The organism is Qipengyuania gaetbuli, from assembly GCF_009827315.1.
GTDB lineage: Bacteria > Pseudomonadota > Alphaproteobacteria > Sphingomonadales > Sphingomonadaceae > Qipengyuania > Qipengyuania gaetbuli.
This window is the reverse complement of sequence record NZ_WTYF01000004.1, coordinates 2252477-2277446: the sequence shown is the minus strand read 5'-3', so window position 1 is coordinate 2277446 and position 24970 is coordinate 2252477. Positions and strand designations below refer to the sequence as shown.

Sequence of the window (24970 nt, the reverse complement as noted above, 5' to 3'; positions counted from 1 at the left end):
TAGGTCGCTGGTATGTTCCCGCTCGACCTTGGAGCATCCGGGTACGTTTGCCGGTCGACTTTGCTGAACTTGGCGAGGGGGACTTGTGTCCCCCCGCCGGTTTCGGTGCCACTAGCCTTGGATGGCATGGTATTCGCCTTCTGGGCTGCAGGTCCAATGCTCGTTGGTCGCCTCTTCCAATAGAAACGCCCAACCTTCCCGCTCCGCTTCGCCGACAATTGCGACGACACTCTCGAGGAGGTCAGCGCTGCAATGGACACCCGTCGCCATAAGGGCTTGCAGCAACTTGACCCTCCCTTCGTATCCAGCCGCAGCTAGCTTGAGTTTGATTGCATGCAGCTGGTCGATGAGTTCGAAGCCGAAGGTTGGGGTTACTAGAGATTTATCGCTCATTTGTTCTTCCTCTGTTTCAGCCGGTTCGCCGGCATTCGCTTTTTGAATTGCGCCGCAGCCATTTTCGGCAACGACACCCACGGAGTGGGTTAATCCAACAGGTTCAAGGAAGTATTTGAAAGATAGTTGTAAAACGCCAATTCACGCTTTACTGATAAACAATAAATTTTCAGTGAGGAGAGTGAGCGATGAAGGTGATTAGGCTATCGCGGTTCTGGCGGCCCGAGAGGCTCGAGGTGGTCGCCAACCGCAAGGTCACGACGAAGAATGAACGACCTAAGGGTATCGGCTCGAAAAACAGCAAAGCTTGGCTTCTTTGGAAGAGGACTAATCACCTGCTCGAGATACGCTTCAAAGCCGAAGGCCATCTTTCTCCGAACGACACGGTTGACCTTCTGCTTTCACGCTCCGAAGTGATGCTGGTTGCATCTCGCTTTTTCGAAGGCAGGCCGGACAGCGAGATTGTCAGTGCAATCCGGAAAGCGAGAGACGCAAAGTGAGTTAGGCAGCTTCGGCCGGCTGGCCAGCTTAGCGCTTCCTTCATCGCTGTGGCTGCGGACCAGCCGTACCGAACCTAGTTTACTTTGCGTTGTTGCTAGTAAGTAGATGTCCGAGGAATAGCACAAGCAATCCAACTCCGGGGTGAGCCGCGAACGCTCCCAGGAGTGCCAGAATGGCAAGCACGCACAGGGTTTGCCTTGGGGCGACAACCAGAGCGATTAACAGGATAATCCCACCAATTAGGAACCCGACTGCCAGGGCGGCCCTAAGCACCGCGAGCCCAATACACAGGGCGATGATCCAGCCGAGCAGTCTCACAGGATGATCTCTTGCGTACGACACAGATCAGCCAGCGGGATTCCATCTTCGTCCGCCACGAGCACGATGTAGGCGAACCCCGCGTTGCCGACGGTGAACAGCAGCTCCCACCAGCCGTCGTGCTGCTCCAACCAGTCGCAGTCGAGGCACTTCCTGGTCGCGTCAAATCGAGATCGAAGCGGCGAGAACCCCACTGCTTTGATCATGTCTTCTTCGCTGTCGCCGGCCTCCACGACAAGGACGTGCGTGTAGTCCTGCAGGCAGCAGTGGATCGTATCTGCGAGGCGGTCCGCCAGAAGCGTCTTCAGCCTTTCGTCCAGCGGCTGGTCGAGCACGGCGCGAAGTGCATCTATGTTGGGTAGGTCGTACATGTTGCCTTCCTTTCGGGCATAAAAAATGCGCCCGAGGCGGGATGCCTGGACGCGGTTGGTCTGAGGTTTTGCTGGTGGCTGGTTAGCTGGTTAGAGACCGGCAGTACTCTAGGATTTCTGGATCGATTGCGGCTTGATCCGGAACGAGCACGACGTACCCGAACCCGTCGTCGCCGGTGACGAGCACGAGCTCGAACCAGCCGCCTGCACAGTCGACGTACTCCCACGGTGGGGGATGCAGGGTGTGCTGCAGTACCCCTTCGATATCAGAAAACCGATCGCCCAGCTCGACTAGGACTACTAAGCACAGTTCATTGAGCGGCTGGTCGCTGGAGCCGGACAACCGATCGCGGAGTGCCGCTAGGTTGTTCGCAGCCCCCGTTTCGATCTCGGAATGCAGGCCCGCCCATGTGGTGATGGTGCGCATATCCCTTTCTCCAAAGAAAAAGGCCCTCGGAGTTGCTCCGAAGGCCTGGGCTCGCGGAATGGCAGGTTTGCCCTTCCACATAAGATACTCGTTTTTCCGCGCGCTGCATGCTCAGGCCCAAGCAGCCTTCCGCACCGGCGGTAGCTGCCTAAGTTCAGTGCACGCTGCGAATTACTTAACGAATATACTGTTAAGCCTATTGGCGAAGGCCGCCCGATTTGGCAGTGTTTCGCTTTGTTTTGTTTGGGGGAAAGTATGGACGAGCTGGAGCAACAACCTTTTGGCGATGCAGAGTTCGCAGAAAATCCCGAGCAGCGCTGCCCGTGCGTGCTCCTTCTTGATACGTCGTCTTCTATGCGGGGCGCCCCGATCGACCAACTGAACGCGGCGCTGGGCACCTTCAAAGACGCCTTGCTGGAGGATCCGATGGCGGCCAAGCGGGTAGAGCTGGCCATTGTCAGCTTTGGGCCAGTGCAAGTCCGCACAGAATTCACGACTGTGGACGGTTGGTACCCAGAACACCTCGAGGCGAATGGCGCAACTCCACTGGGCGAGGCCGTCGTAACCGCGCTCGACCTTCTGCGAGAGCGTAAGGATCGGTATCGCGCGAACGGGGTGAAGTACTATCGCCCCTGGGTTTTTCTTATCACCGATGGCGCTCCGACCGATAGCTGGCAGGAAGCCAAGCGGCGCGTGCATGAAGGAGAAGAGCGCAAAGAGTTCATGTTCTACGCGGCCGCGGTGGATGGAGCCGACATGTCGGTGCTTTCTCAGCTTGGTACTCGCCAACCTCTTAAGCTCAAAGGTCTAGCTTTTGAGGAGCTTTTCCAGTGGCTGTCGAGCTCGCTGAGCGCGGTTTCCCAGTCGAACCCTGGCGACCAGGTTGCCCTGATAAACCCTGCTGCACCTGACGGATGGGCCATTGCCGGATAAGGACCGCCGATGGCGTTGGGCTGTCGGCTCGGAAATCGGTAGCTCCCACCTAAAGCACGGCACACGCAAGCAGGACGCCTACGTGGCGAAGGCCTTGCCGCACGGCGCTCTTCTTTTCGCTGTAGCCGACGGTGCTGGCAGCGCTTCTCTTGGTGGCCAGGGTGCCTCGCTTGCCTGCCGTCACCTGGCCACCTGCACCGGGGAGTGGTTCGCCAAACGGAACGACCTGCCGTCTGCCGATCAAGTCATGGGGTGGCTTGACGATCTGCGCGATCTTTTCACGTCTCTAGCGGATCGCCGCGAAGAGCTGCGAAGGGAGTTTGCTTCTACTCTCGTTGCGCTTCTTCACACTCCCGACGCCGCTCTGGCCATCCAAGTTGGCGATAGTGCTCTGGTGGGCCGGACCGAGGAAGGGTGCTGGGAAGCAATCTGCTGGCCCGAAAACGGGCAGTATGCCTCTAGCACCTACTTTCTGACGGACGACCCCGAGGTTCGGCTTCGGACGGCGGTGCTTGAAAACTCCTACGATGCTTTTGCTCTCTTGTCGGACGGACTTGAAGACATCGCCCTGGAGCAGGACACGCTGCGCCCGTTTGCTGGTTTCTTTGATCCGATGCTTCGGCCAGTCGACAATGCAGCTGGGAGCGGGAAACTATCGGCCCTCTCGCTTGCGCTAAGTAGCTACCTGCAAAGCGAAGCCGTTTGCCAACGTACCGATGACGACAAAACGCTTATCCTTGTTTCAGGGAAGCAATGAGCGAGCGAGTTTGGATTGCTGGCCAAAGCCTCAGCCTCGGCAAGCGCCTTGGCAAGGGAGGCGAAGGTGAGGTGTTCGCCCACAGCGCTGACCCCACCTTAGCAGTCAAAATCTACAAGGAAGCTCTGAGGCAGCAGAGGCACCCGAAGGTTGCGGCTATGATCCAAAGCGGGCTGGCCAGTCGCACTCAGCTGGTCGCCTTCCCAATCGGCTTAGCCACGGACAAGCGCGGCAAGTTTCTCGGCTTCTCCATGCGGCTGGTGAAGGGCTACCGACCACTGCACGAGCTCTACAGCCCCAAAGACCGTAAGAAGCATTTCGCCAAGGCCGACTACCGTTTCCTGATACGGACCGCAGCGAATATCGCTCGGGCGGTTGAGACGGTGCACCAGGCCAACTGCGTCGTCGGTGACTTTAACCACTCGGGTGTCCTGGTGGCCCCAGACGCGACGGTTTCTCTGATCGACGCTGACAGCTTTCAGTTCGCTGCTGATGGCAAGCTTTACCCTTGTTTGGTCGGAGTTCCTGACTTCACTCCGCCTGAGCTGCATGGCGTCAACCTTGCCCAAACTCGGCGCACGAAGGAGCATGACCGGTTCGGCCTCGCTGTTGCAATTTTCCATCTGCTTGCGATGGGCAAGCACCCTTACGCCGGTGTGTACGCCGGCAAAGACCTGACCATGAGCGAAGCGATTGAGCAGCACCGCTTTGCATACTCGGAGAAAAGAAGAAACGAGACGAAGACAAGCCCGCCTCCGGGCGCTGTCACGCTCGGCGTCTTTCCGGAGTACATCGCACACGCGTTTGAGGCCGCGTTTGGTCGGGAAGCCGCACGGCGTCCCACGGCCCTAGACTGGGTCGAACGGTTGACCAAGCTTGAGCAGGCCCTCAGTCGTTGTAGCCAGAGCAAGACCCACTTCTACCCAACCAAAGCCGGCAAGTGCATCTGGTGCGGCCTAGCTCAGAAGTCTGGCGTCGACATGTTCCCGGAGCCCCTAACCGACAGGCTCGGAGCTCAGCTCAGCGGCCGGGTCGATCTCAGCGCGATCATAGGGCAGTTCCGCAACATAAGATTGCCGAAGCCGGAAGACTTTCTCCCAAAAGCCGTTTCCGGCCTTTCGCCCTCTCCTAGCGTTGCAGAAGCACGGACGGAGGCAATGCACGCCCGGTTCTGGGGTGTTGTAATCCTCGCGGCAGCGGCCTTTCTGATTTACAACTTTTCGGACCTACTACTTCTGTGGCTGGGCCTCGGAGCGTACGGACTGAGCTGGTTTGGGAAGGCCAGCGTCAACGCCAAGCCTTTCACGGAAGCCTACCTCCGTGCCGACCGCGAGGCACGCGCCGCCGAAGAAGCATATCTCGCGAGAATTGGGCTGGCTGAGCTGTACACTGTGCAGCAGGAAATGCAGGCAGCGATCGAGGAGTATCAAGGGCTCGAGAAAAACCTCTCTAGTGAACTTCGCGCTCTAGTTACCAATCGCGAAGCTCGACAGCGTGCTGCCTACCTCGATCGATATCGAATTCGCTCGGCAGGTATCAGCGGAATCGGGCCTGCCAAGGTAGCGACACTAAGGTCCTTTGGCATCGAAACCGCAGCGGATGTTACGTTTGCGGCGGTTTCCCGCGTTCCAGGCTTTGGCGATGTCATGACCCGGCGGCTGGTCGACTGGCGCAACTCGAAAGAACAGCGGTTTCGGTACAACCCAGCACCTCTGCCAGAAGATGCGCGGGCTGACCAAGCAGTGCGGGCAAAGTACGCCCAGCGGAAGCTAGCCCTCGAAACAAAGATCCAACCGGCGGCGGTGACGCTGAGCACCGCGAAAGTAAGAAGCCTTTCGCACGACCAAAGCCTACTCGCGGCTGTGAGGAGACGAGCCCAAGCCGCAGCTGACTTGGAGGCGCTTGGTGCGCCCGTCCCTTCCAGCCCGCCGCTAAACCTCGTGGCAGCCCCGCCTCCAGCACCGCCGCCCGCTCCTTCCCGAACCACGCGAGTTATACCGCAGCCTACCCTTCAACAAACAGCGAAACCTTACACCGGACCACCGAACTGCCCGAAGTGCAGTTCCCGGATGATCAAGCGGCTGGCGAGGCAGGGCCGCAACGCCGGAAACCATTTCTGGGGGTGTTCGCGGTACCCAGCCTGTCGAGGCACCAGAAATATATGAGCCTACCCTTCACCTCCGACGCCACCACCTGCACTCTGGATTGCTATCGATGTCGTTCCTCTTGTTTCTGACCGCAAACGTCGTCGTAGTCCCAGCCGGCGAAACCTTCACCTGCACGCCCGAGCGGGTGTGGGACGGTGATGGGCCGCTTTGGTGTGAAGAAGGGCCACGCCTTCGTTTGGCCGGGATCGCCGCGCGCGAACTAGATGAGACCTGTGCTGCCGGCCATCCTTGCCCATCTGCGGGCGGCTTGGAGGCGCGCGACGCCCTTGTCCGGCTGGTCGGCGTAAAAGTTGGCGAGAGCGACCAGGGCCACGTTCTCGTGACCGGTCCTGCCATGCGGTGTGTCTCAACCGGCTCTGCTGGTGGGAAACGGACGGGCGCTTGGTGTGTGTCGCCCAAAGGCGGCGACTTGTCCTGTGTCATGGTGCAGACTGGTTATGCTGCGCGTTGGGACCGCTACTGGGGCAATCATAGTTGCACCTAAGTGTTCTGTCATGCCGCTGAAGACAGCGGTGCATCTCCTCCAGGCTCACAAAAAACGACGAGATAAAGTTTGCCAAACCTCCAAAATTACGAGGCCTGTCTGATAAAGGGCATCCTGCAGCATGGTCTATTGAACCAACAGCAGGTGATTGCGGTCTTCTCGCGCCCCGATCGCACACTGCATCACAACAAAGTCTCAAACATTGCCAATGGGTTGCTCTATGGAAGCAATGTCGACTTCCCTCCTGCTTCACGCGAGAAATGCCTGCGGTTTCTAAGCCTCTTCTGTGTCCATCCCATAGATACGTTCGCAGACTCGGAATTCCGCTTTGAATACGACTACCGCCCCGTTGGACAGGGCCTCTTCTGTTCGGCACGACTGGAAAGGAAGAATGGCCCGACTTTAAGGTGGGTTTATGATTGCGGAACGGAGAATGGTGACAAACGCACACCACGAAAGAGAGTCCGAAGAGAGATCGTTGCACTCGCCCGGCAGCAAGAAAAACCAGCCGGTGGCCGCCGCTCCCTCGATCTGGTGACACTTTCGCACTTCGATCAGGATCACTTAAGCGGCTTGACCGACCTCCTGCGAGTTTTCTCCGTCCGAATTCTCCTACTACCCTACCTTTCACCGTGGGACCGACTGCTGGTCGCCTTGGAAAAGGATGTGTCAGGGAGTTCGGACTTCTTTCGCTTCCTGCTTGAACCGACCGCTTACCTCGCCAGCTTACCGGGCGTCGAAATCGAACGAATCCTTATGGTCCCCCCGAGCGGCGAGGGTCCCGCGGCGCCACCACTCTTCCCTCCCGAAGGGCCAATTGACGAACTGGGTCCTCGGTCACGGTTTGACCCAGTGTACGAGGCCAAGGCGCGACAAGCAGAAGACGATGGAGACGGTCTCGGCTCTGACAAAGGCCTCGCTGAGCCCAAGGTGGGTCTGCTCGTTCGCGGCGGCGGGATAACAGTCGGGGGCGTTTGGGAGTTCGTTCCCTACAATGACGCAACCCTTCTGCGTCACGTGACCGCTGATTTCCGAGCCGAAGCTCGGGAACTCACCGAGGAACTGCGCCAAGCAACCTCGGACACCGAACGCGATGAGAAGCTTAGATCGCTTAAGGCGCTTTACGAAAAGACTTTTGCCGCTTCGGCTAAGCCAATCTCCTCAAAGAGGAAGAACTTGATATCCCTTTTCCTCTACTCAGGGCCGCTCGGGCATACAGGACCTGCCCTCATGCGCGAATGGCAGTTGCGGCATCGTCTTCCGGAGAACAAAACCACGCAGACTTGGCTCCTCGCTGCGGATGAAGAGTTCGGCCAGCTTTATACTGGGGACGGCTATCTAAACACCAGGAGGCAACTAGCCGAGTTAAAGAGTTTCTACGAACCGCACGACCGTCTCAGGCGTGCCGCCGTCCTCCAGGTCATGCACCACGGCTCAAAAGCAAATTGGCAGGCCGGTTTGGCTGATGAGCTTGGCCCAAGTACCAGCGTGTTTTGTTCTGATCCTGCTCACCACTACGGCCACCCGCACATTGAGGTTCAGCGGGACTTCCTTCACCGCAATCCAAAGCAGGTCGACGCTGCCTTCGGTTACCGTGTTGAGGGTTACTTCATTCAACCCTGATTAGGATGCAGCCTCAAGGAGAGCTTCGGAAAGAGCAATTAGAGAATCTAAGCCCTTGAATCATTAATACAATTTGAGGTTCTTCTTGTCGTACGCGATCGGATTTCCGTTCTCTACTGAAGGCAGGCCGAATGCCAGCCTCGCCATTACTGGGATACATAATTTTGAGAAGACAAGTATTCTGGTGTCGTTTCTGAGCTCCCTATTGGATACATGGAACTCAGTCTCTTTGTTGTGCACGACAGAACAACGCAAGAGGTAGACCAGTCGAGGGAAAGTGTCCTTCAAAACTCCCCACTGTGAGAAATCGAGATCCGCCGCACCTGGCTTGATCACAGTTAGGCGCCTCAAGAATTCCTGGAAATCCGCGTCCTCGTATCCCGCGCTCGCCTTTAGGGCCTGAACGCACCTTCTTGCATATTCGGCCAGCGTCTCAGGCCCGATTGATTTATCCCAGCATGCAAGATGCAGCTCGGTCAAGTGCTTCTGCTCGTTGCCATCCGACGCCAACGAAAGGCGCTTGAAATCACGAATGCTGAATATTCTATCTTCGCCCTGGGAATTTGTCGCACCAGCAATCTTCGCTCGCAACATATAGTTCTCAAGAACATGATAAAGGCTCAAGAAGCCATCGAGGAGCGAAGAACGAGAGTTGAACTCTCCCAGTATTTCAAACGATTCGATGAACTGACTATATCGATCCGACAAGCTTACGGCTTGTGAGATCTGAGCTAGGTCACTTATTGCAGATATTGCCTTGGGTTGAATAAGAACTGAACCACCAAGAACAAGCTGATATCGCAGCGTTGCCAGCCGCTGCTCTCGGCTACTGCTTCTACACACACACCAACATTTCCCCAGAAGGGGATCGCCAGAACGCGTCAAAAGCAGAGAGGCAATCGCAATCGCCGGCAGACTGCTGTCGAGGCCGCCGAAACCGGGGTCATTGAGCAATTCTTTGACATCAACGAGCTCGCGAAGATCCATGAAAACCATCGCGTCATGGGTGGCACCAGCCCGCCCAAACGCCGCAACCCTTACTCTGGCAGCGTCTCGCTTCGTAATAGTATCAAAAGCAGGAAGCTCGAAAATTTCGAGACCGTAGAGGTCTGCTGGGAGCTCATTCTCCCAAACTTCCTCAGCAAGTACATCTGCAAGTTGCAGAGCTATAAAGAGATTATCTACTGTCGGGATAATTTCGCCATCAAAGATCAGCGAGCTTTCAAATGACCCCTTAAGGTCAAGCAGGTCCGCAACAAACCTGTTACCCTCAGCGGACAGTTGATCAAGCCGCCCAAGATGTTCTTCAAGCTTTGCCTCCTCATCCAGCAGCTGAAGCTCTCGGCCTTCGCCTAACTCGTGGTAAGCCTCCTCGGGCACCTGAAAAGCCTGCCGAATGGCCTCAAAAAAGCTTTCGCGAAATGACATGGGCTCAGACCCCAAAGTGTCGTTGCCAGTCAACCTTCTTCGAACTAGGCGCCTCAAGAAACTCCAGAGTCGCATCATAAACCGCTCTCTTATTCTTGGTGCCAATGTTCACTTTTGAAAGCTCGAGGCTATTTCGGACCTTTTCGAAAGCCTCCAAATCTAACGAAGCAATGTAATCAGAAACGTTCTCTTCAAAATATTTTAGGGCATCAGTCGATGTTATTCTGTGCTCCCGCCCATATCTCCCAATTGCTCCAAATAACCCGACCAGAACAACCTCTCGACTTAACCAACCAATACCAGCCTTGGTGGAAAGGCCTGCATCCAATCGAGATAGTGTGCGGGCAAATTGGCTTATGAGGCCTTCGTCCACACGCAGAAGCTCGTCCGTATCGTCTTCATCGGAAGGGAAAGAATGTGAGGCTGAAAACTCTGAATTGGTTGTAATCGGCTTCCCAAGGTTCAGAGACTCGAAAGAGGCGATTAGGTGCGCAAAATGAAACTGCCTGGGCTGCCGCTCCTTGCTGTATCTTTGTGCAGATATTTCCTTTTCCCTGAAAATTGTTGAATTGGGAAGAGCACCCTTAAGAACACTTAAATACTCAATGAACAATAACTCAATTTGGTGCTTTATATTAACTGACTTATGGCCGGCATTGAGTATCAACATTTTCCGAATTTGCTCAGACTGACTAAGGTTGACCCAAATTTCCAACCAAATGTGATTGTCATCAAATAGAGCAGCTAGGCTTTCACCGACACCAAGCTTACGCTTAGCTTCAAGCATCTTCACAAAAAGAGAAGGCGCACACTCCAGCTTCCGAAGGTGTTCGCTATACTTGCGAGCCATCCGTGTAGGCGGCACTGAGGAGTCATCTTGAAACTCTCCCTCCAAGAAAAAGATCGTTTTCCATATTATGCTCAGGCGATTGCTACGCTGAAGTCCATCAAGCACCTTAAACTGGCCGGCTAGATCAAAATATTCCAGTGCGGCTGGAGCGCTTGGGTCTTCGTCTGCCACCAAGACAATCGTGGGTATGTGCCTTTGCCGAGAAATTGTGTCCCAGATCTGGTCAAGAAATTTGTTCTGAACAATAGCGCGTTGCACAAAGTAATCTTGGAAGTCCTCGCCCAATGACTCCACATAACTTCTCAAAGTCGCTTTGCAGAGTAGGCACTTCGCTTCCTCTTCGCTTACCTGGTCAAGAAATTGGAGCTTCATGTCTTCCCTTTAGGCTGGGACCAAGCGCGCGAACGGTCGCGGCTCGGCGGTCGATCCAAGGCAGAGATGACAGGTTCTGCCAAGCAGGCAAAGCCATCTCTGAAAGTGAAGGATTGAAATGACAAGGGTATTGAGTTCGCCCCTGAGGCTATGAAAAGTTGCTGTCCTAAATCTGAAGTCGAACGCCTGGTCACGGGTTTCTCCGAATTTAGGCTGCAGCCCTTCCGCTTACCTCGTGCAGGACCTGCACGATCCGTTTCACCTCTGCTTGCGGAAACACACCGCTGACACCCTGGTCATCAAAGTCAGTGAAGGGACTCTCGTAAAGGCGACGCGGGTCCATGGCCCCGCGTTCGGTAAGGTGATCAATAATCAAGTTGATGAACTCGATCTGGTTTGCATTGAGGTTCTGACCCGTCAGCACACCTGAGAACGCGTCCTTCGCCGCGTCACGGTCGAGGCCAATCAGCGACCGTACGAACAATCCCAAACCGCCTTCATTCGCGATCAGTCCGATGTCGGCTTCGCTCGCCTCCGTTTCCTCCCTCAGGATGCGCTCTAGTTCCGACAGGTCCTGCGGGGTGAGCTGCTCGTTTCGGTAGAGCTTCTGGATCGTGATGTGATCTGAGTGCGCCTTGAGAAAGTGGCGCGCCTTCATAAGGAAGCGGGGCTTGTCGGTCCCAATGCCGGCATGTGGGAGTTCGATGCGCGTCGCCTCGCCCATCTCGTCCTCGAAGTCGGTATAGATGATGACTGCTTCGTCGCCTTCGATCAGTTTGATCAGCGAACGGAGACGGCGACGCACTTGTTCAAGGGCCCAGGCGTCGATGGCAGCCCAGTAGTCAGGCGCCTGAACTTCGAGGATCAACTCCATCTGTGCCGCAACCATCGGCACGTTGCCGAGCTCTTCAAGCTTGGATGCCACGGCGATCACCTTCTCCTGACACTGCACAAACGATGCATCGTTTTGCAGCAAGGCAAGCTGGCCCTTCAGGATGATGTAATCGAACTGCTTAGCGGCGATGTCCGTGTCTTCGAACGCGGACGGCAATCCGGCGATCTCGCCGATCAGCACGTCGGACGCATCTGGCCCAATCTCTTTCCAGGCTTCGCGCTGCTGGAATTGCTCCACCTCTTTTCGCTTGGCCCGAACAAGGAAGTTGTCGAGATCCATGGCCGCAACTTCTTCAAATAGGCGCTCCCGCGTGTCGCTATCGAGTTGAGCGAGCCCGTCTGCACGCTCTTCCTCGGACATACCCGCCAACTGCATCACCAGCTGGACACGGGCGGCAAAGAGCTTCTCGGTGAGTGAGGCCGACTGCCTCGCTTCTTTCAAGTCCGGGTTCTGGTTGAAGAACTCGAAATTCTGGCAGTAGTCGAAAATCAGAAACTCGGTCTTGTGGCGGCCGGGGCCGAACAGGTCTTCGCGCAGACGTGTGCCGCGTCCGATCATCTGCCAAAACTTGGTCTTCGAGCGCACCACCTTGAAGAAGACCAAGTTGAGCACCTCTGGCACATCTATGCCGGTGTCGAGCATGTCGACCGAGATCGCGATGTGGGGCGGCTTTTCCGCGATCGAAAAATCATCAATCAGCGATTGCGGGTACTCAACCGAATAGTCGATCACGCGCGCAAACGAGCCCTTCTGGTGCGGATAGTTGGCGTCGAACCGCTCGGCGATGAACTGCGCGTGCTTGTGGTTCTTCGCAAAGATGATCGTCTTGCCCAGCCGATCGCCCTCAGCGACCTTGAGGCCGTTGACCATCAGATGCTCCAGCACCTTGTCGACGGTATCCTCGTTGAACAACCATTTGTTGAGTGCGGCTGGATCGACATCGCCTTTCGGCAGCTGCCCCTCCCACTCGAGCAGATCCCACTGTTCCTTGTCTTCGTCCGAAAGCTGATCGTACTTGATACCCTCGCGCATGAAGCGCGTCGGTACCGAGATGGGGGTCGGCGGCACAAGGAAGCCATCCGCAACGGCCTCTTCGAGATCGTAGCTGTCGGTCGGGATACCCCGCTCCAGCTCGAACAGCTTGTAGGTGTCGCGGTCGATCTCATCGCGAGGTGTGGCTGTCAGCCCGACCAGCAGGCTGTCAAAGTAGTCGAAGATTGACCGGTACTTGCGATAGACCGAGCGGTGCGCCTCATCGATCACGATCAGATCGAAGTGCCCTGAGCCATACCGCTTCTGCCCGTTTTGCATTTCGTCGATCAGCCCCATCATCGTGGGGTAGGTTGCCACGCACACGCGCGCGCCGTTGTGGTCGTTCTTCTTGGCGTCGTGCTTCTCGATCAGGTTGGCGCTCGGTGTCGACGGGATGTGCGTCTTGAAGGCGTTGTGCGCCTGCTTCACCAGCGCCACACGATCGGCCAGGAACAGCACGCGCTTGCACCAGTTGGCGCGCATCAGCTGGTCTACAAGCGCGATTACCGTGCGGGTCTTGCCGGAACCGGTTGCCATAACCAGCAAAGCCTTGCGCTGGCGGTCCTTCTCGAAGGTCTCACCGATCCGGCGAATGGCACGTGTCTGATAATACCGCCCGGCGATGTCCTCATCGATCCCAGTCGTCGCGATCGCCCGGCGCGTGCCCTTGCGCTGGCGCCAGAGCTGTAGCTCGTCCTTCTTGTAGAAACCTTGCACCTCGCGGGGCGGATAAGCTTCATCATCCCACAGCCAGTGCTTGTAGCCGTTCGTGTAGAAGATCAGTGGGCGCACGCCGAACTGCTGCTCCAGGCAGTCGGCATACAGCTTGGCCTGCTGCTGACCTTCACGCGGGTCGCGCTTGGTGCGTTTGGCTTCAATAACGGCGAGCGGCTTGCCGTCGTCGCCCCACAAGACGTAGTCGACATATCCTTCGCCGGAGTTGTTGGGCATGCCCGTAACGGCGAACTCACGGTCGCGCGCCTGATCGAGCGGCCAGCCCGCTTCGGCTAGCAAACGATCGATCCAGATGTCGCGGGTCTCGGCCTCGCTGTAGTCGTGGGTATCCTCGACCTTGGCGTTCTCCGCCTTGATCGCCTCGATTTGCGCCTGGAGCTCCTTGATCTGCGCATCGAGCGCAGCGCGGTCTTCCTCACTTTTTACGCGAGCGGCTTGTTCTTCGGCAAAGGCGGCCGTGGCCTCCTCGTGCTCCTTCGCAATGCGCTGCAAGTTCTGGAGAGTCGATGCTTCCACCTGCACCGCGCGCGGCAGCTTCTCGATGGAGAACTGCACGGCTGGATCGGGCTTGACTCCGCGTGCATAGGTGCGAACCAACCAGTAGCTAAAATCGAAGAGCTGCTTCAGGCTGTCGGTTGCCGCTTTCTCGGAGATGGAGCGTGTATCGTGCGCCGCGACATTGCCCAGATCCTTGATGATCCGTGCCTTGGTGACGAGCGCGTTGCCGACCAGCGAGCGGAACGTGCCCTCGTGGATAAGCGCGGCGAGCGTCCTGTCATAGGGTGACCTGAGGTTGCCATCATGCGCGTACATCCACTTGACCGCGCTTTCGAGCGCGAGGCGGCCATGAAAGCAGCTCCCGCGTGGATCAGACAGTGCTAGCGCTTCCGCCTTCCTAGCTAGGTCAAAGACCTCGGAAAATTCGGCCTGGAGGAAGGTGAACTGCGACATCGTTACAGCTCTCCTTTGAAGGCACGGTGCTGAAGAGAAGAGCAAAGTCGATCGAGCAAAGCCTGCTCTTTTTCCATCGTGACTAGCTGGCTTTTTATTTGTCGATACGCGCAGCAGAACTTTTCCTGAAGTTCAACAGGAGGTAGTGGCAGAATCAGCTCCTTCAATTTGGTTGAGTTCACACCAGGCTGTGCTGCGCCCTGAGCCATATTCTTTATTTGATTCCAATAGAGCTTGGTTTGAAAAAACCCGAACAAATACTCTGGACGTACGGCTCCTGAGGGTCGCACCCTAATCAGGTATGATGCAAAAACGGCTCTGTCTGGGCATTCTTCGATCAAAAAGCTTTTTCCGGTCGTCGCACCCGTGCGAGCGAAGACGATGTCTCCAGAAGCAAGTTTATTATCAACAATCTGCTTTGTATTAGCTGCGCAAACAGGAACCGTGCCCCAATCAACTTTTCCATCCTGAATGTCGGTAATTCTTAGAAACTTTGGTCCGTCCCCGCTTTCTTGAGCTGAGGCCGTCAATCCGTAATCGATCTGTGCTGCAACATCACCCAATCGGACAGCCTTATAACCTCGCTCTGGGTCGCCAAACATATCGTGAAAGATGGCTTGGCCGAGCTGGTAGAGGCGGTCGACGGCGCGCTGGCGCTTGCGGCGCAACTCGTCTGCCTCATTCAGGATTGCCGCAATCCGCTTTTGCTCTTCTAGCGGCGGCAACGTGACTCTAAGAGAATTCAAGTTACCAATTGAGATGCTAGCTTGGTTCACGGCCTTATTAACGAAAGGCATTATCTGAGAGCGAAACCAACTTGACCGAAAAAACCACTTCAAGAAATTGGGATCAACGCGATCAATTTTCGGCCTGAAGCACAGAAGGTTCATACCATGAACAAGGTCGTAGCCACCATCAAAAAGGGCACATTTCCCAATGTGTTCAACACTGTTGATGTGGCTGAAGAGGATATCACCTTTTTTGAGAAGCCACTTCTCTACTTCTGCCCTTGAAAGACCAGCATAGCCTACGCGTTGCGCATCAACTTCTCCATGTGAGATAGTTTCGATACGCGTGATGGGAAGTCCGTTTTTTTCTTTGCTTTGCTTAACGTTCATACCGTTCCGGATGAACTCAAAGAACGACGGAAGTTCCGCCTCTTGGGCGACGTTCATCCTAGCATCGCCTCCAGCTTAATAAGGCCTTCGCTTGCCTCCTTCTCCAGCGCGCGCAGTTCCCTGATGATATCGCTGGGCTTTTCGTACGTGATCTCTTCATGCTCGACCTCTTTGTAGCGGTTGAGTGAGAGGTCATAGGTGCCGGTGGAGGCGATCTCGTCCTTGGGCACGGTGAAGCTCTGCGCCGTGCGCGGTTTCTCGCGCTCTTTCCCCTCGCGCTCAATCCAGCGTTTCAGCACATCAGGCAGGTTGTTCTTGGCATGCTCCTCCGCCGACAGCAGCCCGGTGAATTTCAGCCCCAGCTTTTCCGCGGGCAACAACGCATTGCGTTTGTCGTCAAGCGAGTAGCCGTCGGCCTGCATGTCGTAGAACCACACTTGATCCGTGCCTCCCACGCCGGTCTTGGTGAAGAATAGCACGGCGGTCGACACCCCGGCATAGGGGCGAAACACGCCAGAAGGCAGTTTCAGCACACCTTCGAGCTTGTGCTTCTCGACTAGCAGCTTGCGCAACTCCTGGTGCGCCTTCGATGATCCGAACAGCACGCCGTCAGGCACGACGACGGCCGCGCGCCCGCCCGTCTTAAGCAAACGCAGGAACAGAGCGAGGAACAACAGTTCAGTCTTCTTGGTTTTGACAATCTGCTGAAGGTCCTTGGCGGTCGCATCGTAATCGAGCGAGCCGGCAAAGGGCGGATTGGCGAGGATAAGGCTATATTTGCCCGCATCCTTGCCATGTTCTTCAGCCAAGCTGTCGCGGTAGCTGACATCGGGATTGTCCACCCCATGCAGTGTCATGTTCATGCTGCCGATTCGGAGCATGGTCGGATCGAAATCGAACGCGTGGAACATCTGCTCATGGAAGTGTTTGCGAAGTTTTTCGTCCCGGAACAATTGCGGGTGGTTGTCGCGAAGGTACTCGCCCGCAGCGACAAGGAAACCACAGGTCCCAGCCGCCGGATCGCAGATCACGTCCTCCGGTGTTGGTTGGGTCATTTCAACCATCAACTGGATAATGTGCCGCGGTGTTCGGAACTGGCCATTGGTTCCCGCGCTCGCAATCTTGCCGAGCATGTATTCGTAAAGATCGCCCTTTGTGTCGCGATCATCCATCGGAATCTTGTCGAGCATGTCGACGGTTTTGGCGAGGAGCGCGGCGTTGCTGAAGCCCAGTCGAGCATCCTTCATATGCTCACCATAGCTGGAGCCCTCTTCGCCAAGCTGGCGCAGGAAGGGAAAGACACGCTCGGCGACAACATCCATCATTTCGCGAGCTTCGAAGTTCTTGAAGCGCGACCAGCGCAGATTGGAATAGGAACGCCCCAGCTCATCGTTGCCGTCTGGAAAAATCCGCCTCTCCATCGGGATGCCGAGGTTGGCTGCCTTGTTCTCCTCCAGCGTGTGGAGATCGTCGAGCCGTTTAATAAACAGCAGGTATGTGATCTGTTCGATGACGGAGAGCGGGTTGGAAACGCCTCCGGCCCAAAAGGCATTCCAAATCTGATCAACTTGATTGCGAATTTCGCCGGTTAGCATCAACTCATAGCTTCCAGTCTAAATGAAGAAATGAAGCTTCATTCCGCCTTTTGCCGCTGAATGCAAAACAGAATTTGGATTTATGCTGGATAGAGATCGCTCGGGTTCTTTCTCAAGCCAAACCGACCCAAGCCGGACCCAAGCGCGCGACCAGCCGAACAGGTCTCCCGCTGCAAGTGTCGATTTTTGCTTCTGAAAGTACTGGTGCCGCTTACGTGACTCGAACACGTGACCCCATCATTACGAATGATGTGCTCTACCAACTGAGCTAAAGCGGCACATTCCCATCTGAGGGAAGTGGAGGCCCGAGCCGGAATCGAACCGGCGTGCAAGGATTTGCAGTCCTCTGCGTAACCACTCCGCCATCGGGCCTCGCCCGACCTCTCGGACGGGAAGCGGCGCACTAGCGATTCTGACCGGCCAATGCAATCGGCTTTGCAAGGATTCCCCTTCCGTTACGTCAGTCTGGACGAAGCCTGCGCAAGCGGCAATGGAGGGCCGATGAGCATTGCCAGCCTGATCGACCCGATCCCCGCCGAGGGCGGACATGTCCGTTTCGACAATCTCGACCACTGGTTGCAGGGGCGCACGCTTTATGGCGGCGCGTCGGCACTCGTCGCCTATACCGCCGTGATCCGCGCCTTTCCCGAATTGCCGCCGCTCCGGGCCGCCCAGGTCGCCTTCGTGGCGCCGACCGCTCCCGAGGCGGAACTGCGCCGCGAAATCGTGCGCCAGGGTCGTAATGTCGCGCAGGTGCGCAGCGAAATCTGGTGCGAGGGCAAGTGCACGCTGACAGCTTTCTGGCTGTTCGGCACCTCGCGCGAGGCCAATGCGCAGCATCCCGCAGCGCCTGTCGTCGACTGGCCGGGTTCTCCCGAGGAAGCCGAACCGGCCATGGCCGGCAAGGGTCCCGCCTTCATCCAGCACAATTTCGAGATCCGCCGCGCCCAGGATGCTCGCGGACCGGGGGATCCCGTCGTGCGGCGCTGGGCGCGGCTAAACGACCGTGAGGGTCTCGACGCGGTCAGCGAACTTATTTTGCTGGGCGATGTTCTTCCTCCCGGAGCGATGCGGGCGATGAAGCGGCAGGGTCCGATCAGCTCGATCAACTGGTCTTTCAACCTTCTCGAAACCGAGCCGGCAACGCGCGATGGCTGGTGGCTGTCCGAAAATGCCAGCCAGCATGCCGACGGTGGTTATTCTTCAGAGCGGCTGCGGCTCTGGAATGCCGACGGCAAGCAAGTGCTCGACGGGATGCAGAGCGTCGCGATCTTCGGCTGACGCGCACCAACCCCACCTGAAATGCGACATGCGGTGCCCGGCGCGAGTCGGATAGAGGGCCTGTCCGATTGCTGCACATAGCCGTGGCTGGCATTTTCCCTCCCCACGGGATCGACATGGACAAATTCATTAAATCGAGGCCGCGCGCGGTGCTGGTTGCAGCGACAGGCTTGTGCCTCGCTTGTCCGTCGCTGCTTCTTGCCGGATCGGAGGCCCCGGTCCTGCCCCTGCCCAGCCCGATTGCCGCGCCCGATCCCATTGAGGAGTGTCAGGCGGACGTAGCATTCGTCATGCCTGCTACCGGCTTTGCGTTTACCCTTCCCCCACTGGACACCGCCGCTGCAGCGCAGCCCTGCGAACCATTTGAGCCGCCGATACCGACCAGGCCGGCCGCACCCAGCCTTTTTCGGATGGTAGCCCTGCCGGTCGGCAGCATCGCTGCACCAATGGGCAACTGGGAAGCCGCACGCATGATTGCGATCGGCGAACAGGCAGGGCCCTGGAATGAATTCCTTGCACAGGGCGACCGGTTTGGAGCGGACAACCCGCTGGGAGCGGTCAATCGCTGGGTCAATTGGCGCGTTCGTTATGTCGACGACAAGCGCGGTGACGAATGGTCCGCCGCACCAACGACCCTTGCCCGCGGCTATGGCGATTGCGAGGATTTTGCCCTCGCCAAGATGGCCCTGCTGCAAGAGCTCGGCATTCCTGCGGATGACATGTTCCTGGTCCTGTTGCGCGATCGCGCACAGGGCGAACACGCGGTCCTGGCAGTCAGGCTGGACGGACGCTTCCACGTGCTCGACAACCGGACGGACAAGGTCCTCCCTGCTGAACGGATCGAGGACTACACACCCATCATGAGTTATTCCGGCGCATTCGCCTGGACCTACGGCAAACCGGCCGGCTGATTCCCGCGCTCCGCGGATCGAGAGCCGGCCCTGCGATCAGGCATCCGTGAAGTTCGGCACCCTTTTCTGCATCCCTGCCATGACTGCCTCGACCTGGTTCGGCCTGCGCATTACGGCTGCCTGCTCGACGCTTTCCGCCATCAGGATTTCATCTCCCGACTGCTCGACCATCGCTTCAGACAGGCGCTTGGCACCGCGAATGGCTTCGGGATTGCGGTTGGCAATTTCGGCAGCGATGTCGTTCGCCTTGCCAAGCGGGTCCTCGCTCACGAAGGTCGCGAGGCCATAATCCTTGGCATCCTCGCCAGAGAATTCGCGATTGGTGTAGACCAGCTCGCGCAGGACATCGTCCCGGACCAGCCCGCGCCACAGGGCATAGCCGCCCATGTCGGGCACCAGGCCCCATTTCATCTCCATGATCGCCATGCGGCTGGCCGGATGAACCACGCGGATGTCGGCTCCGCTGGCGATCTGCAGGCCCCCGCCGAAACAGACGCCGTGGACCGCCCCGATCACGGGCACCGGGCACTTGCGCCAGGTCATGGCGACTTCCTGGAACTTGTTCGCGTTTCCGTGCGTGCGTTCGGTCAGCGGCTTGCGCTCGCCATCGGGCGCGGCAGTGAAGCTGGAAATGTCGAGTCCGGCACAGAAGCTGCGCCCCTCGCCCGCGAGAACCACTGCACGCAGGCCCTTCATGGTGCGCAGCTGTTCACCTGCGTCGATGATGGCATCGAACATCGCCGGATCGAGTGCGTTCATCTTGTCGGGGCGGTTCAGACGGACCTGGGCAACGCCGTTGTCGGCAAGCTCAATCGTAACGCGGTTGCTGGACATGGGACTCCACAATGCTTTCTCTCGAGAGCCTGCGTTCCTGCGTTATCATCGCCCCGCTGTCCAGCGCCGCACGCCTGTCACGCGCAAAGGCCTTGAAGCTCGCGCCCCCTTCCGTGCTCAGGCAATAGCCGCCGTCGGGGTGCGTCTGGACGAGCCAGGCGAGGCCGGACACCGCCAGCTTGGCCCGCAGGCGCGAGACATGTACCTCAAGCGAATTCGTCTCCGGCTCGTGCCGCAGCCGCCAGACATCGGTCAACAGCGCTTCCTTGCCGACCTGTTCGCCGGGACATTCTGCCAGCCGCCACATCAGCGCGAATTCACGCGGATGCAGACCGATCCAGCGCCCGTCGGCCTAGCCGTCGCGGTAGAACAGGTCGAGGCGCAGCGGACCCACAGTGCGGTGGCGGGGGACCATCTTGCGCAAGCCTTCGAGCTTGACCATGCGGGCCGCAAGTTCGACCAATGCGACTTGGCTCGGCAGCGCATCGGCAAACCCGCTGCGGATGAGATCGGCCCGCGCCTGAGCCTCTTCCACACCGACCACGATGGCGTGCCGCCTTTCCGCCATGTCAGCCCAGTCGGGGCATCTCCCGCCAATCCGCCAGTCGAGCATGATCGGAGTGGCAGGCGAAATATCGGACGAACGGAAGGCCGGGGTCATCCGCCAGTCGAGCAGGCGAAGATCCCAACGTCCGGGCGGGCTGGCAGCCATGGACAGCCAGAAAAATTGAGGTTGCGACACAAGCCTTCTCCTAGGCTCTCCCGTCGCGCTACCCAATATTCAATTTGGCTAAGCGTCAGTAATCGCAAGAATACCTAGGAAATGACTGCCGGTCATTTCCCCCGCTCGGCGAGGAACTTCTTGATGTTGCGCGCGGCCTGCCGGATGCGCTGTTCGTTCTCTACCATGGCGATGCGGACATGGCCTTCGCCCTCTTCGCCGAAGCCGACACCCGCCGCCACTGCCACACCGGCGTGCTCCAGCAATTGCTTGGAGAATTCGAGGCTTCCCATGTCCTCGAAGCCCGGCGGCAGCTTGGCCCAGGTGAACATGCTGGCAGGCGGATTGGGGATGGCCCAGCCGGCCCGGGTGAAGCTCTCGACCATCACGTCGCGGCGGTGCTGGTAGCGCAGGCGGTTTTCCTCGACCACGTCCTGCGGGCCGTTCAGAGCGGCGCAGGCAGCGGCCTGGATCGGCGTAAACGCGCCGTAGTCGAGATAGCTCTTCACCCGCGTCAGCGCAGCGACCAGCTTCTGGTTGCCGACACAGAACCCGATCCGCCAGCCGGCCATCGAGAAGGTCTTGGACATGGAGGTGAATTCCACCGCCACGTCTTTCGCCCCCGGCACTTCGAGGATCGAGCGGGTCGGCTTGCCGTCGTAATATAGTTCGGAATAGGCGAGGTCTGACAGCACCCAGACCTTGTTGTCTCGCGCCCAGTCGACCAGTCGCTCGTAGAAGGCGAGGTCGACCGTCTCTGCCGTGGGATTGCTGGGATAGTTCACCACCAGCACTGTCGGGCGCGGGACGGTGTAGAGCATCGCGTTGTCCAGCGCGCGCCAGTAGCGTTCGTCGGGAGTGGTCGGGACGCTGCGGATCGTAGCTCCGGCAATCATGAAGCCATAGGTATGGATCGGATAGGCGGGGCTCGGAGCGAGGATAACATCGCCCGGCGCGCTGATCGCGGTGGCCATTGACGACAGGCCTTCCTTCGACCCCATGGTCACCACGACCTCGCTCGCCGGATCGAGGTCTACGCCGAAGCGACGCTTGTAATAGTTGGCCTGCGCGCGGCGCAGCCCCGGAATGCCCTTCGACTGCGAATAGCCATGCGCATCGGGCTTGTTCGCCACTTCGCACAGTTTGTCGATCACGTGCTGCGGCGGCGGCTGGTCGGGATTGCCCATGCCAAGGTCGATAATGTCGCGCCCCGCCTGCCGCGCGGCATGCCGCATCGCGTTCACTTCGGCGATGACATAGGGAGGCATGCGTTTGATGCGGTAGAATTCGTCGGACATTTCGGCTCCAAAGCGCGGGCACGGGAATTCGGCTGCGCGGTCACATTGATTACCTATTCACCGTGCAAGCGCAAAGTGGCTCGCTAACACTCTTGTGCGAATTATCGTGTAAGTGGCTAAAGAGGCGCTACAACGCCCGGAAAGACCGATCATGACCGAGACGCCCGACCCCTTCACCAACATGTACGAAGCCCCTGCCAAGCTCGCGCGCGCACTCTTCGCGCCGATGATGGGGACGATGGATGCAGGGGCGGCCGCGCAAGGCATGTTGACGCCCGAGGATGCGCGCCACTGGGGCGAAGTCGCCGCCAAGCTGCAGGGCATGTGGGCACAGTACCAAGCCGAACAGCTTGCCAGCCCGCAGGCGCTGGTGCCCTATTTCGACCCGGCGCGCTGGATGGCGCTGGCGACCGACTGGTACCGCCAGATGCCGCTGGCCCAGGCCGACCAGCAGAAGGCTCTCATGGAAGAGGGCATGAAGCTTTGGGAAGACGTGCTGGGGCAATACGGCCTCGGCCCGAAGGCTGCCGAACACGCGGGCGGTGATGTCCAGCTGCCGCGCAAGGACCGCCGTTTCGCCGACGAGAAATGGCGCGCCCATCCGGCCTTTGCGCTGATCCACCAGACCTACCTGTTCCTCGCCGAACGGGTGGCCGAGATGGTCGACAAGGCCGAAGGGCTCAATCCGCAGCAGCGCGAACAGCTTCGCTTCACAACGCGCGCGATCACCGAGGCGGCCAGTCCCGCGAACTTCCCGCTTACCAACCCCGTGGTCATGGAACGCACGCTGGAAACCCGGGGCGACAACCTCGTGAAAGGCATGGAGCACCTGCTCGCCGACATGCGCCGCGGCCAGCTGTCGCACACCGATGCGAGCGCTTTCCGGCTCGGCGAGAACATCGCGACCACGCCGGGCAAGGTGGTTCACGAAACGCCGCTCTGCCAGCTGATCCAGTACGCGCCTGTGACCGACAAGGTCATGAAGACGCCGCTGATCATCTTCCCGCCGTGGATCAACCGGTTCTACATCCTCGACCTCAACGCGAAGAAGAGCTTCGTGAAATGGGCCGTCGAAGAGGGTTTGACGGTGTTCATGGTCAGCTGGAAATCTGCCGACGCCAGCATGAAAGACGTGGTCTGGGACGATTACGTTCGCGCCCAGATGGACGCCATCGACCACGTGCGCGATCGGCTCGATGTGCGCAGCGTCCACGCGATCGGATATTGCGTCGCCGGCACGACGCTGGCCGCGACCCTCGCCATCCTCCACCGCCGTGAACAGCAGGACAAGGTGAAGAGCGCGACCTTCTTCACCGCGCAGGTCGATTTCGAGAAGGCAGGCGAACTGCTCAACTTCATCGACGACCAGCAGCTTGGTGCGATCAAGGCGCTCTCGCCCGACGGCTATCTCGACGGGCGCTACATGGCAGCGACCTTCAACCTGTTGCGCGGCACGGACCTGATCTGGAACTACGTCGTCAACAATTACCTGCTGGGCGAGGACTATCCGGCCTTCGACCTGCTGCACTGGAACGGCGACGTGACCAATCTGCCGGCCAAGTGGCACCAGCAGTATTTGCGCGACCTTTACCGCGACAACCGCCTTGTCGAAGGCGATGCGCTCACCGTCGACAACACGCCGGTCGACCTCGGCCGGGTTGCCACGCCGACCTATGTCCAGGCAGGCAAGGAAGACCATATCGCGCCGGCCGAAAGCGTCTGGCGCATCACCGAACACTTCAAGGGGCCGATAAAATTCGTGCTCGCAGGCTCAGGGCATATTGCAGGCGTGGTCAATCCGCCCGAGGCGGGGAAATACCAGTACTGGACTAATGACGGCTCGCCCCGCAGCCTGGCCGAATTCCGCGAGGGCGCGGTGGAGCATCCGGGCAGCTGGTGGCCGGACTGGATCGACTGGCTGCGCGAACAGGACAGCGAAACCGTGCCCGCAACCGGCAAGCGAAAGCCCGGTAGCAAGGGCGACAAGGTGATCGAGGACGCCCCGGGACGCTACGTCGCCACGCGCTAAGCACTTATAAATGCGGCGCTAACCGCATTATTGTGCAGTGCACAAAAATATCCTTGACTTCGCACTTGCAATGCCTATTTTGTGCAGTGCAACAAAGCGAGGTTTCCCATGGCTGACAGCCAGAGCAAGATCGATGCCGCTGCCGAGAAGGCGTTTGCCGAAGCTGCGGAGAAGAAGACTGCGGAAGCAGTGAACACCAAGGCCGTCGAAAAGGCGGTCGAGGCCGACAAGTCTGCACCGGTGAAGACCGAAGCGGTCGCCAAGGCGGTTGCCGCTCCGGCGAAGAAGGCTCCGGTTGCCAAGAAGAAGGCTGCTCCGGCCAAGGCCAAGAAGGTCGCTGCCAAGAAGGCTCCGGCAAAGAAGGCCGCTGTGAAGAAGGTTGCCGCCAAGAAGGCTGCACCGAAGAAGACGGCCGCTGCCAAGAAGCCCGCGACCACAAAGACCACCCCGATTTCCAAGTTGAAGGATACCATCATGGCTACTGCCAAGACCGCAAAGACCACCGACTATACCGCCAAGGCGAAGGAACTGGCTGCCGACGTGCAGACCCGCGCTAAGGCTGCCTACGACAAGGGTGCAGAAATGACCCAGGACGTAGTCGAATTCCAGAAGGGCAACCTCGAAGCTCTCGTTGCCTCGGGCAAGATCCTTGCTTCGGGCATGCAGGACATGGGCCGCACCTACGTCGAGGAAGCCAAGTCGGCTGCCGAGACCGTCCAGGCCGACGTCAAGAAGTTCGCCGCCGTGAAGTCGCCGACCGAGCTGTTCCAGCTCCAGGGTGAAATCGCTCGCCGCAACTTCGATGCCATGGTTTCGACCACCTCGAAGAACACGGAAGCCATGGTCAAGCTGGCCAACGAAGCTTTCGCTCCGCTCTCGAGCCGCTTCAGCCTCGCAGCCGAGAAGGTTCGCAAGGCCGCCTAAGGCACACGGACTTCAACCCGC

At 58.3% G+C, this 24970-nt stretch carries 21 protein-coding genes and 2 tRNA genes; 9 read left to right on the top strand and 14 right to left on the bottom strand.

The genetic code is table 11. From position 1 onward, the window contains the following. Positions 1–111: 111 nt before the first annotated feature. A complete protein-coding gene (locus GRI42_RS13735; protein WP_160609022.1) occupies positions 112–474 on the bottom strand; it encodes a hypothetical protein in 363 nt (120 codons plus the stop codon). Between the two features lie 107 nt (positions 475–581). On the opposite strand from GRI42_RS13735, the gene GRI42_RS13730 reads away from it, so the two are divergent. Next, complete coding sequence (locus GRI42_RS13730; protein ID WP_160609021.1) at positions 582–893, top strand: hypothetical protein; 312 nt, start codon at positions 582–584, stop codon at positions 891–893. Between the two features lie 315 nt (positions 894–1208). Here the strand turns inward: GRI42_RS13730 and GRI42_RS13725 are convergent, their stop codons facing one another. After that, on the bottom strand, positions 1209–1583 hold the full coding sequence (locus GRI42_RS13725; RefSeq protein ID WP_160609020.1) for a hypothetical protein: 375 nt from the start codon (positions 1581–1583) through the stop codon (positions 1209–1211). A gap of 82 nt (positions 1584–1665) precedes the next feature. Continuing rightward, on the bottom strand, positions 1666–2010 hold the full coding sequence (locus GRI42_RS13720) for a hypothetical protein (RefSeq protein ID WP_160609019.1): 345 nt from the start codon (positions 2008–2010) through the stop codon (positions 1666–1668). Positions 2011–2265: 255 nt separating this feature from the next. Here GRI42_RS13720 and GRI42_RS13715 point away from each other — a divergent pair, with 255 nt between their 5' ends. From GRI42_RS13715 to GRI42_RS13700, 4 genes are all read left to right on the top strand, one after another. Continuing rightward, positions 2266–2943 carry a vWA domain-containing protein gene (locus GRI42_RS13715; protein WP_160609018.1) on the top strand — a complete coding sequence of 226 codons (678 nt, stop codon included), beginning with the start codon at positions 2266–2268 and terminating at the stop codon, positions 2941–2943. After that, positions 2933–3700: a PP2C family serine/threonine-protein phosphatase gene (locus tag GRI42_RS13710; protein ID WP_160609017.1), complete on the top strand. Its 768-nt coding sequence runs from the start codon at positions 2933–2935 to the stop codon at positions 3698–3700. Before GRI42_RS13715 ends, GRI42_RS13710 begins: the two co-directional genes overlap by 11 nt. Next, positions 3697–5865 (top strand): topoisomerase DNA-binding C4 zinc finger domain-containing protein, encoded by a 2169-nt coding sequence (locus GRI42_RS13705; RefSeq protein ID WP_160609234.1) that lies wholly within the window; start codon positions 3697–3699, stop codon positions 5863–5865. The genes GRI42_RS13710 and GRI42_RS13705 overlap by 4 nt, the downstream gene beginning before the upstream one ends. A gap of 616 nt (positions 5866–6481) precedes the next feature. Continuing rightward, positions 6482–7975 carry a ComEC/Rec2 family competence protein gene (locus GRI42_RS13700; protein ID WP_160609016.1) on the top strand — a complete coding sequence of 498 codons (1494 nt, stop codon included), beginning with the start codon at positions 6482–6484 and terminating at the stop codon, positions 7973–7975. 63 nt (positions 7976–8038) lie between these two features. Here the strand turns inward: GRI42_RS13700 and GRI42_RS13695 are convergent, their stop codons facing one another. From GRI42_RS13695 to GRI42_RS13665, 7 genes are all read right to left on the bottom strand, one after another. Next, positions 8039–9403 carry a hypothetical protein gene (locus GRI42_RS13695; RefSeq protein WP_160609015.1) on the bottom strand — a complete coding sequence of 455 codons (1365 nt, stop codon included), beginning with the start codon at positions 9401–9403 and terminating at the stop codon, positions 8039–8041. Between the two features lie 4 nt (positions 9404–9407). Further along, positions 9408–10625 (bottom strand): hypothetical protein, encoded by a 1218-nt coding sequence (locus GRI42_RS13690; RefSeq protein WP_160609014.1) that lies wholly within the window; start codon positions 10623–10625, stop codon positions 9408–9410. Between the two features lie 208 nt (positions 10626–10833). Beyond that, entirely contained in the window at positions 10834–14238 is a 3405-nt protein-coding gene (locus GRI42_RS13685; RefSeq protein WP_160609013.1) for a DEAD/DEAH box helicase family protein, read from the bottom strand. A 2-nt stretch (positions 14239–14240) separates the two neighbouring features. Beyond that, a complete protein-coding gene (locus GRI42_RS13680) occupies positions 14241–15413 on the bottom strand; it encodes a restriction endonuclease subunit S (RefSeq protein ID WP_160609012.1) in 1173 nt (390 codons plus the stop codon). Then, complete coding sequence (locus GRI42_RS13675) at positions 15410–16951, bottom strand: type I restriction-modification system subunit M (protein ID WP_160609011.1); 1542 nt, start codon at positions 16949–16951, stop codon at positions 15410–15412. The genes GRI42_RS13680 and GRI42_RS13675 overlap by 4 nt, the downstream gene beginning before the upstream one ends. A gap of 202 nt (positions 16952–17153) precedes the next feature. Continuing rightward, positions 17154–17229: transfer RNA gene (locus tag GRI42_RS13670), tRNA-Thr, on the bottom strand. Between the two features lie 20 nt (positions 17230–17249). Then, a tRNA-Cys gene (locus GRI42_RS13665) sits at positions 17250–17323 on the bottom strand. Positions 17324–17452: 129 nt separating this feature from the next. On the opposite strand from GRI42_RS13665, the gene GRI42_RS13660 reads away from it, so the two are divergent. Continuing rightward, on the top strand, positions 17453–18232 hold the full coding sequence (locus tag GRI42_RS13660) for an acyl-CoA thioesterase (protein WP_160609010.1): 780 nt from the start codon (positions 17453–17455) through the stop codon (positions 18230–18232). Positions 18233–18348: 116 nt separating this feature from the next. After that, on the top strand, positions 18349–19143 hold the full coding sequence (locus GRI42_RS13655) for a transglutaminase-like cysteine peptidase (RefSeq protein WP_160609009.1): 795 nt from the start codon (positions 18349–18351) through the stop codon (positions 19141–19143). 36 nt (positions 19144–19179) lie between these two features. Here GRI42_RS13655 and GRI42_RS13650 read toward each other — a convergent pair whose 3' ends face one another. The 4 genes from GRI42_RS13650 to GRI42_RS13635 form a co-directional block, all read right to left on the bottom strand. Next, positions 19180–19977: a crotonase/enoyl-CoA hydratase family protein gene (locus GRI42_RS13650; protein ID WP_160609008.1), complete on the bottom strand. Its 798-nt coding sequence runs from the start codon at positions 19975–19977 to the stop codon at positions 19180–19182. After that, positions 19952–20284, bottom strand: a complete 333-nt coding sequence (locus GRI42_RS13645) for a helix-turn-helix domain-containing protein (RefSeq protein WP_160609007.1) — start codon at positions 20282–20284, stop codon at positions 19952–19954. Before GRI42_RS13645 ends, GRI42_RS13650 begins: the two co-directional genes overlap by 26 nt. A 45-nt stretch (positions 20285–20329) precedes the next feature. Further along, positions 20330–20689: a hypothetical protein gene (locus GRI42_RS14030; RefSeq protein WP_234033960.1), complete on the bottom strand. Its 360-nt coding sequence runs from the start codon at positions 20687–20689 to the stop codon at positions 20330–20332. A 122-nt stretch (positions 20690–20811) separates the two neighbouring features. After that, positions 20812–21996 (bottom strand): LL-diaminopimelate aminotransferase, encoded by a 1185-nt coding sequence (locus GRI42_RS13635; protein ID WP_160609005.1) that lies wholly within the window; start codon positions 21994–21996, stop codon positions 20812–20814. 151 nt (positions 21997–22147) lie between these two features. Here GRI42_RS13635 and GRI42_RS13630 point away from each other — a divergent pair, with 151 nt between their 5' ends. Together GRI42_RS13630 and GRI42_RS13625 are read left to right on the top strand one after the other, a co-directional pair. Further along, positions 22148–24025, top strand: a complete 1878-nt coding sequence (locus tag GRI42_RS13630; protein ID WP_160609004.1) for a PHA/PHB synthase family protein — start codon at positions 22148–22150, stop codon at positions 24023–24025. Between the two features lie 108 nt (positions 24026–24133). Then, a complete protein-coding gene (locus GRI42_RS13625; RefSeq protein ID WP_160609003.1) occupies positions 24134–24949 on the top strand; it encodes a phasin family protein in 816 nt (271 codons plus the stop codon). Positions 24950–24970 lie beyond the last annotated feature (21 nt).

Bases quoted from the DNA above. Each gene is read 5' to 3' on its own strand.
- GRI42_RS13660 (WP_160609010.1), top strand. From the start codon at position 17,453: ATGAGCATTGCCAGCCTGATCGACCCGATCCCCGCCGAGGGCGGACAT.
- GRI42_RS13725 (WP_160609020.1), bottom strand. From the start codon at position 1,583: ATGTACGACCTACCCAACATAGATGCACTTCGCGCCGTGCTCGACCAG.
- GRI42_RS13630 (WP_160609004.1), top strand. From the start codon at position 22,148: ATGACCGAGACGCCCGACCCCTTCACCAACATGTACGAAGCCCCTGCC.
- GRI42_RS13715 (WP_160609018.1), top strand. From the start codon at position 2,266: ATGGACGAGCTGGAGCAACAACCTTTTGGCGATGCAGAGTTCGCAGAA.
- GRI42_RS13650 (WP_160609008.1), bottom strand. From the start codon at position 19,977: ATGTCCAGCAACCGCGTTACGATTGAGCTTGCCGACAACGGCGTTGCC.
- GRI42_RS14030 (WP_234033960.1), bottom strand. From the start codon at position 20,689: ATGGCTGCCAGCCCGCCCGGACGTTGGGATCTTCGCCTGCTCGACTGG.
- GRI42_RS13635 (WP_160609005.1), bottom strand. From the start codon at position 21,996: ATGTCCGACGAATTCTACCGCATCAAACGCATGCCTCCCTATGTCATC.
- GRI42_RS13690 (WP_160609014.1), bottom strand. From the start codon at position 10,625: ATGAAGCTCCAATTTCTTGACCAGGTAAGCGAAGAGGAAGCGAAGTGC.
- GRI42_RS13645 (WP_160609007.1), bottom strand. From the start codon at position 20,284: ATGTGGCGGCTGGCAGAATGTCCCGGCGAACAGGTCGGCAAGGAAGCG.
- GRI42_RS13730 (WP_160609021.1), top strand. From the start codon at position 582: ATGAAGGTGATTAGGCTATCGCGGTTCTGGCGGCCCGAGAGGCTCGAG.
- GRI42_RS13655 (WP_160609009.1), top strand. From the start codon at position 18,349: ATGGACAAATTCATTAAATCGAGGCCGCGCGCGGTGCTGGTTGCAGCG.
- GRI42_RS13625 (WP_160609003.1), top strand. From the start codon at position 24,134: ATGGCTGACAGCCAGAGCAAGATCGATGCCGCTGCCGAGAAGGCGTTT.
- GRI42_RS13675 (WP_160609011.1), bottom strand. From the start codon at position 16,951: ATGCTAACCGGCGAAATTCGCAATCAAGTTGATCAGATTTGGAATGCC.
- GRI42_RS13720 (WP_160609019.1), bottom strand. From the start codon at position 2,010: ATGCGCACCATCACCACATGGGCGGGCCTGCATTCCGAGATCGAAACG.
- GRI42_RS13680 (WP_160609012.1), bottom strand. From the start codon at position 15,413: ATGAACGTCGCCCAAGAGGCGGAACTTCCGTCGTTCTTTGAGTTCATC.
- GRI42_RS13705 (WP_160609234.1), top strand. From the start codon at position 3,697: ATGAGCGAGCGAGTTTGGATTGCTGGCCAAAGCCTCAGCCTCGGCAAG.
- GRI42_RS13685 (WP_160609013.1), bottom strand. From the start codon at position 14,238: ATGTCGCAGTTCACCTTCCTCCAGGCCGAATTTTCCGAGGTCTTTGAC.
- GRI42_RS13695 (WP_160609015.1), bottom strand. From the start codon at position 9,403: ATGTCATTTCGCGAAAGCTTTTTTGAGGCCATTCGGCAGGCTTTTCAG.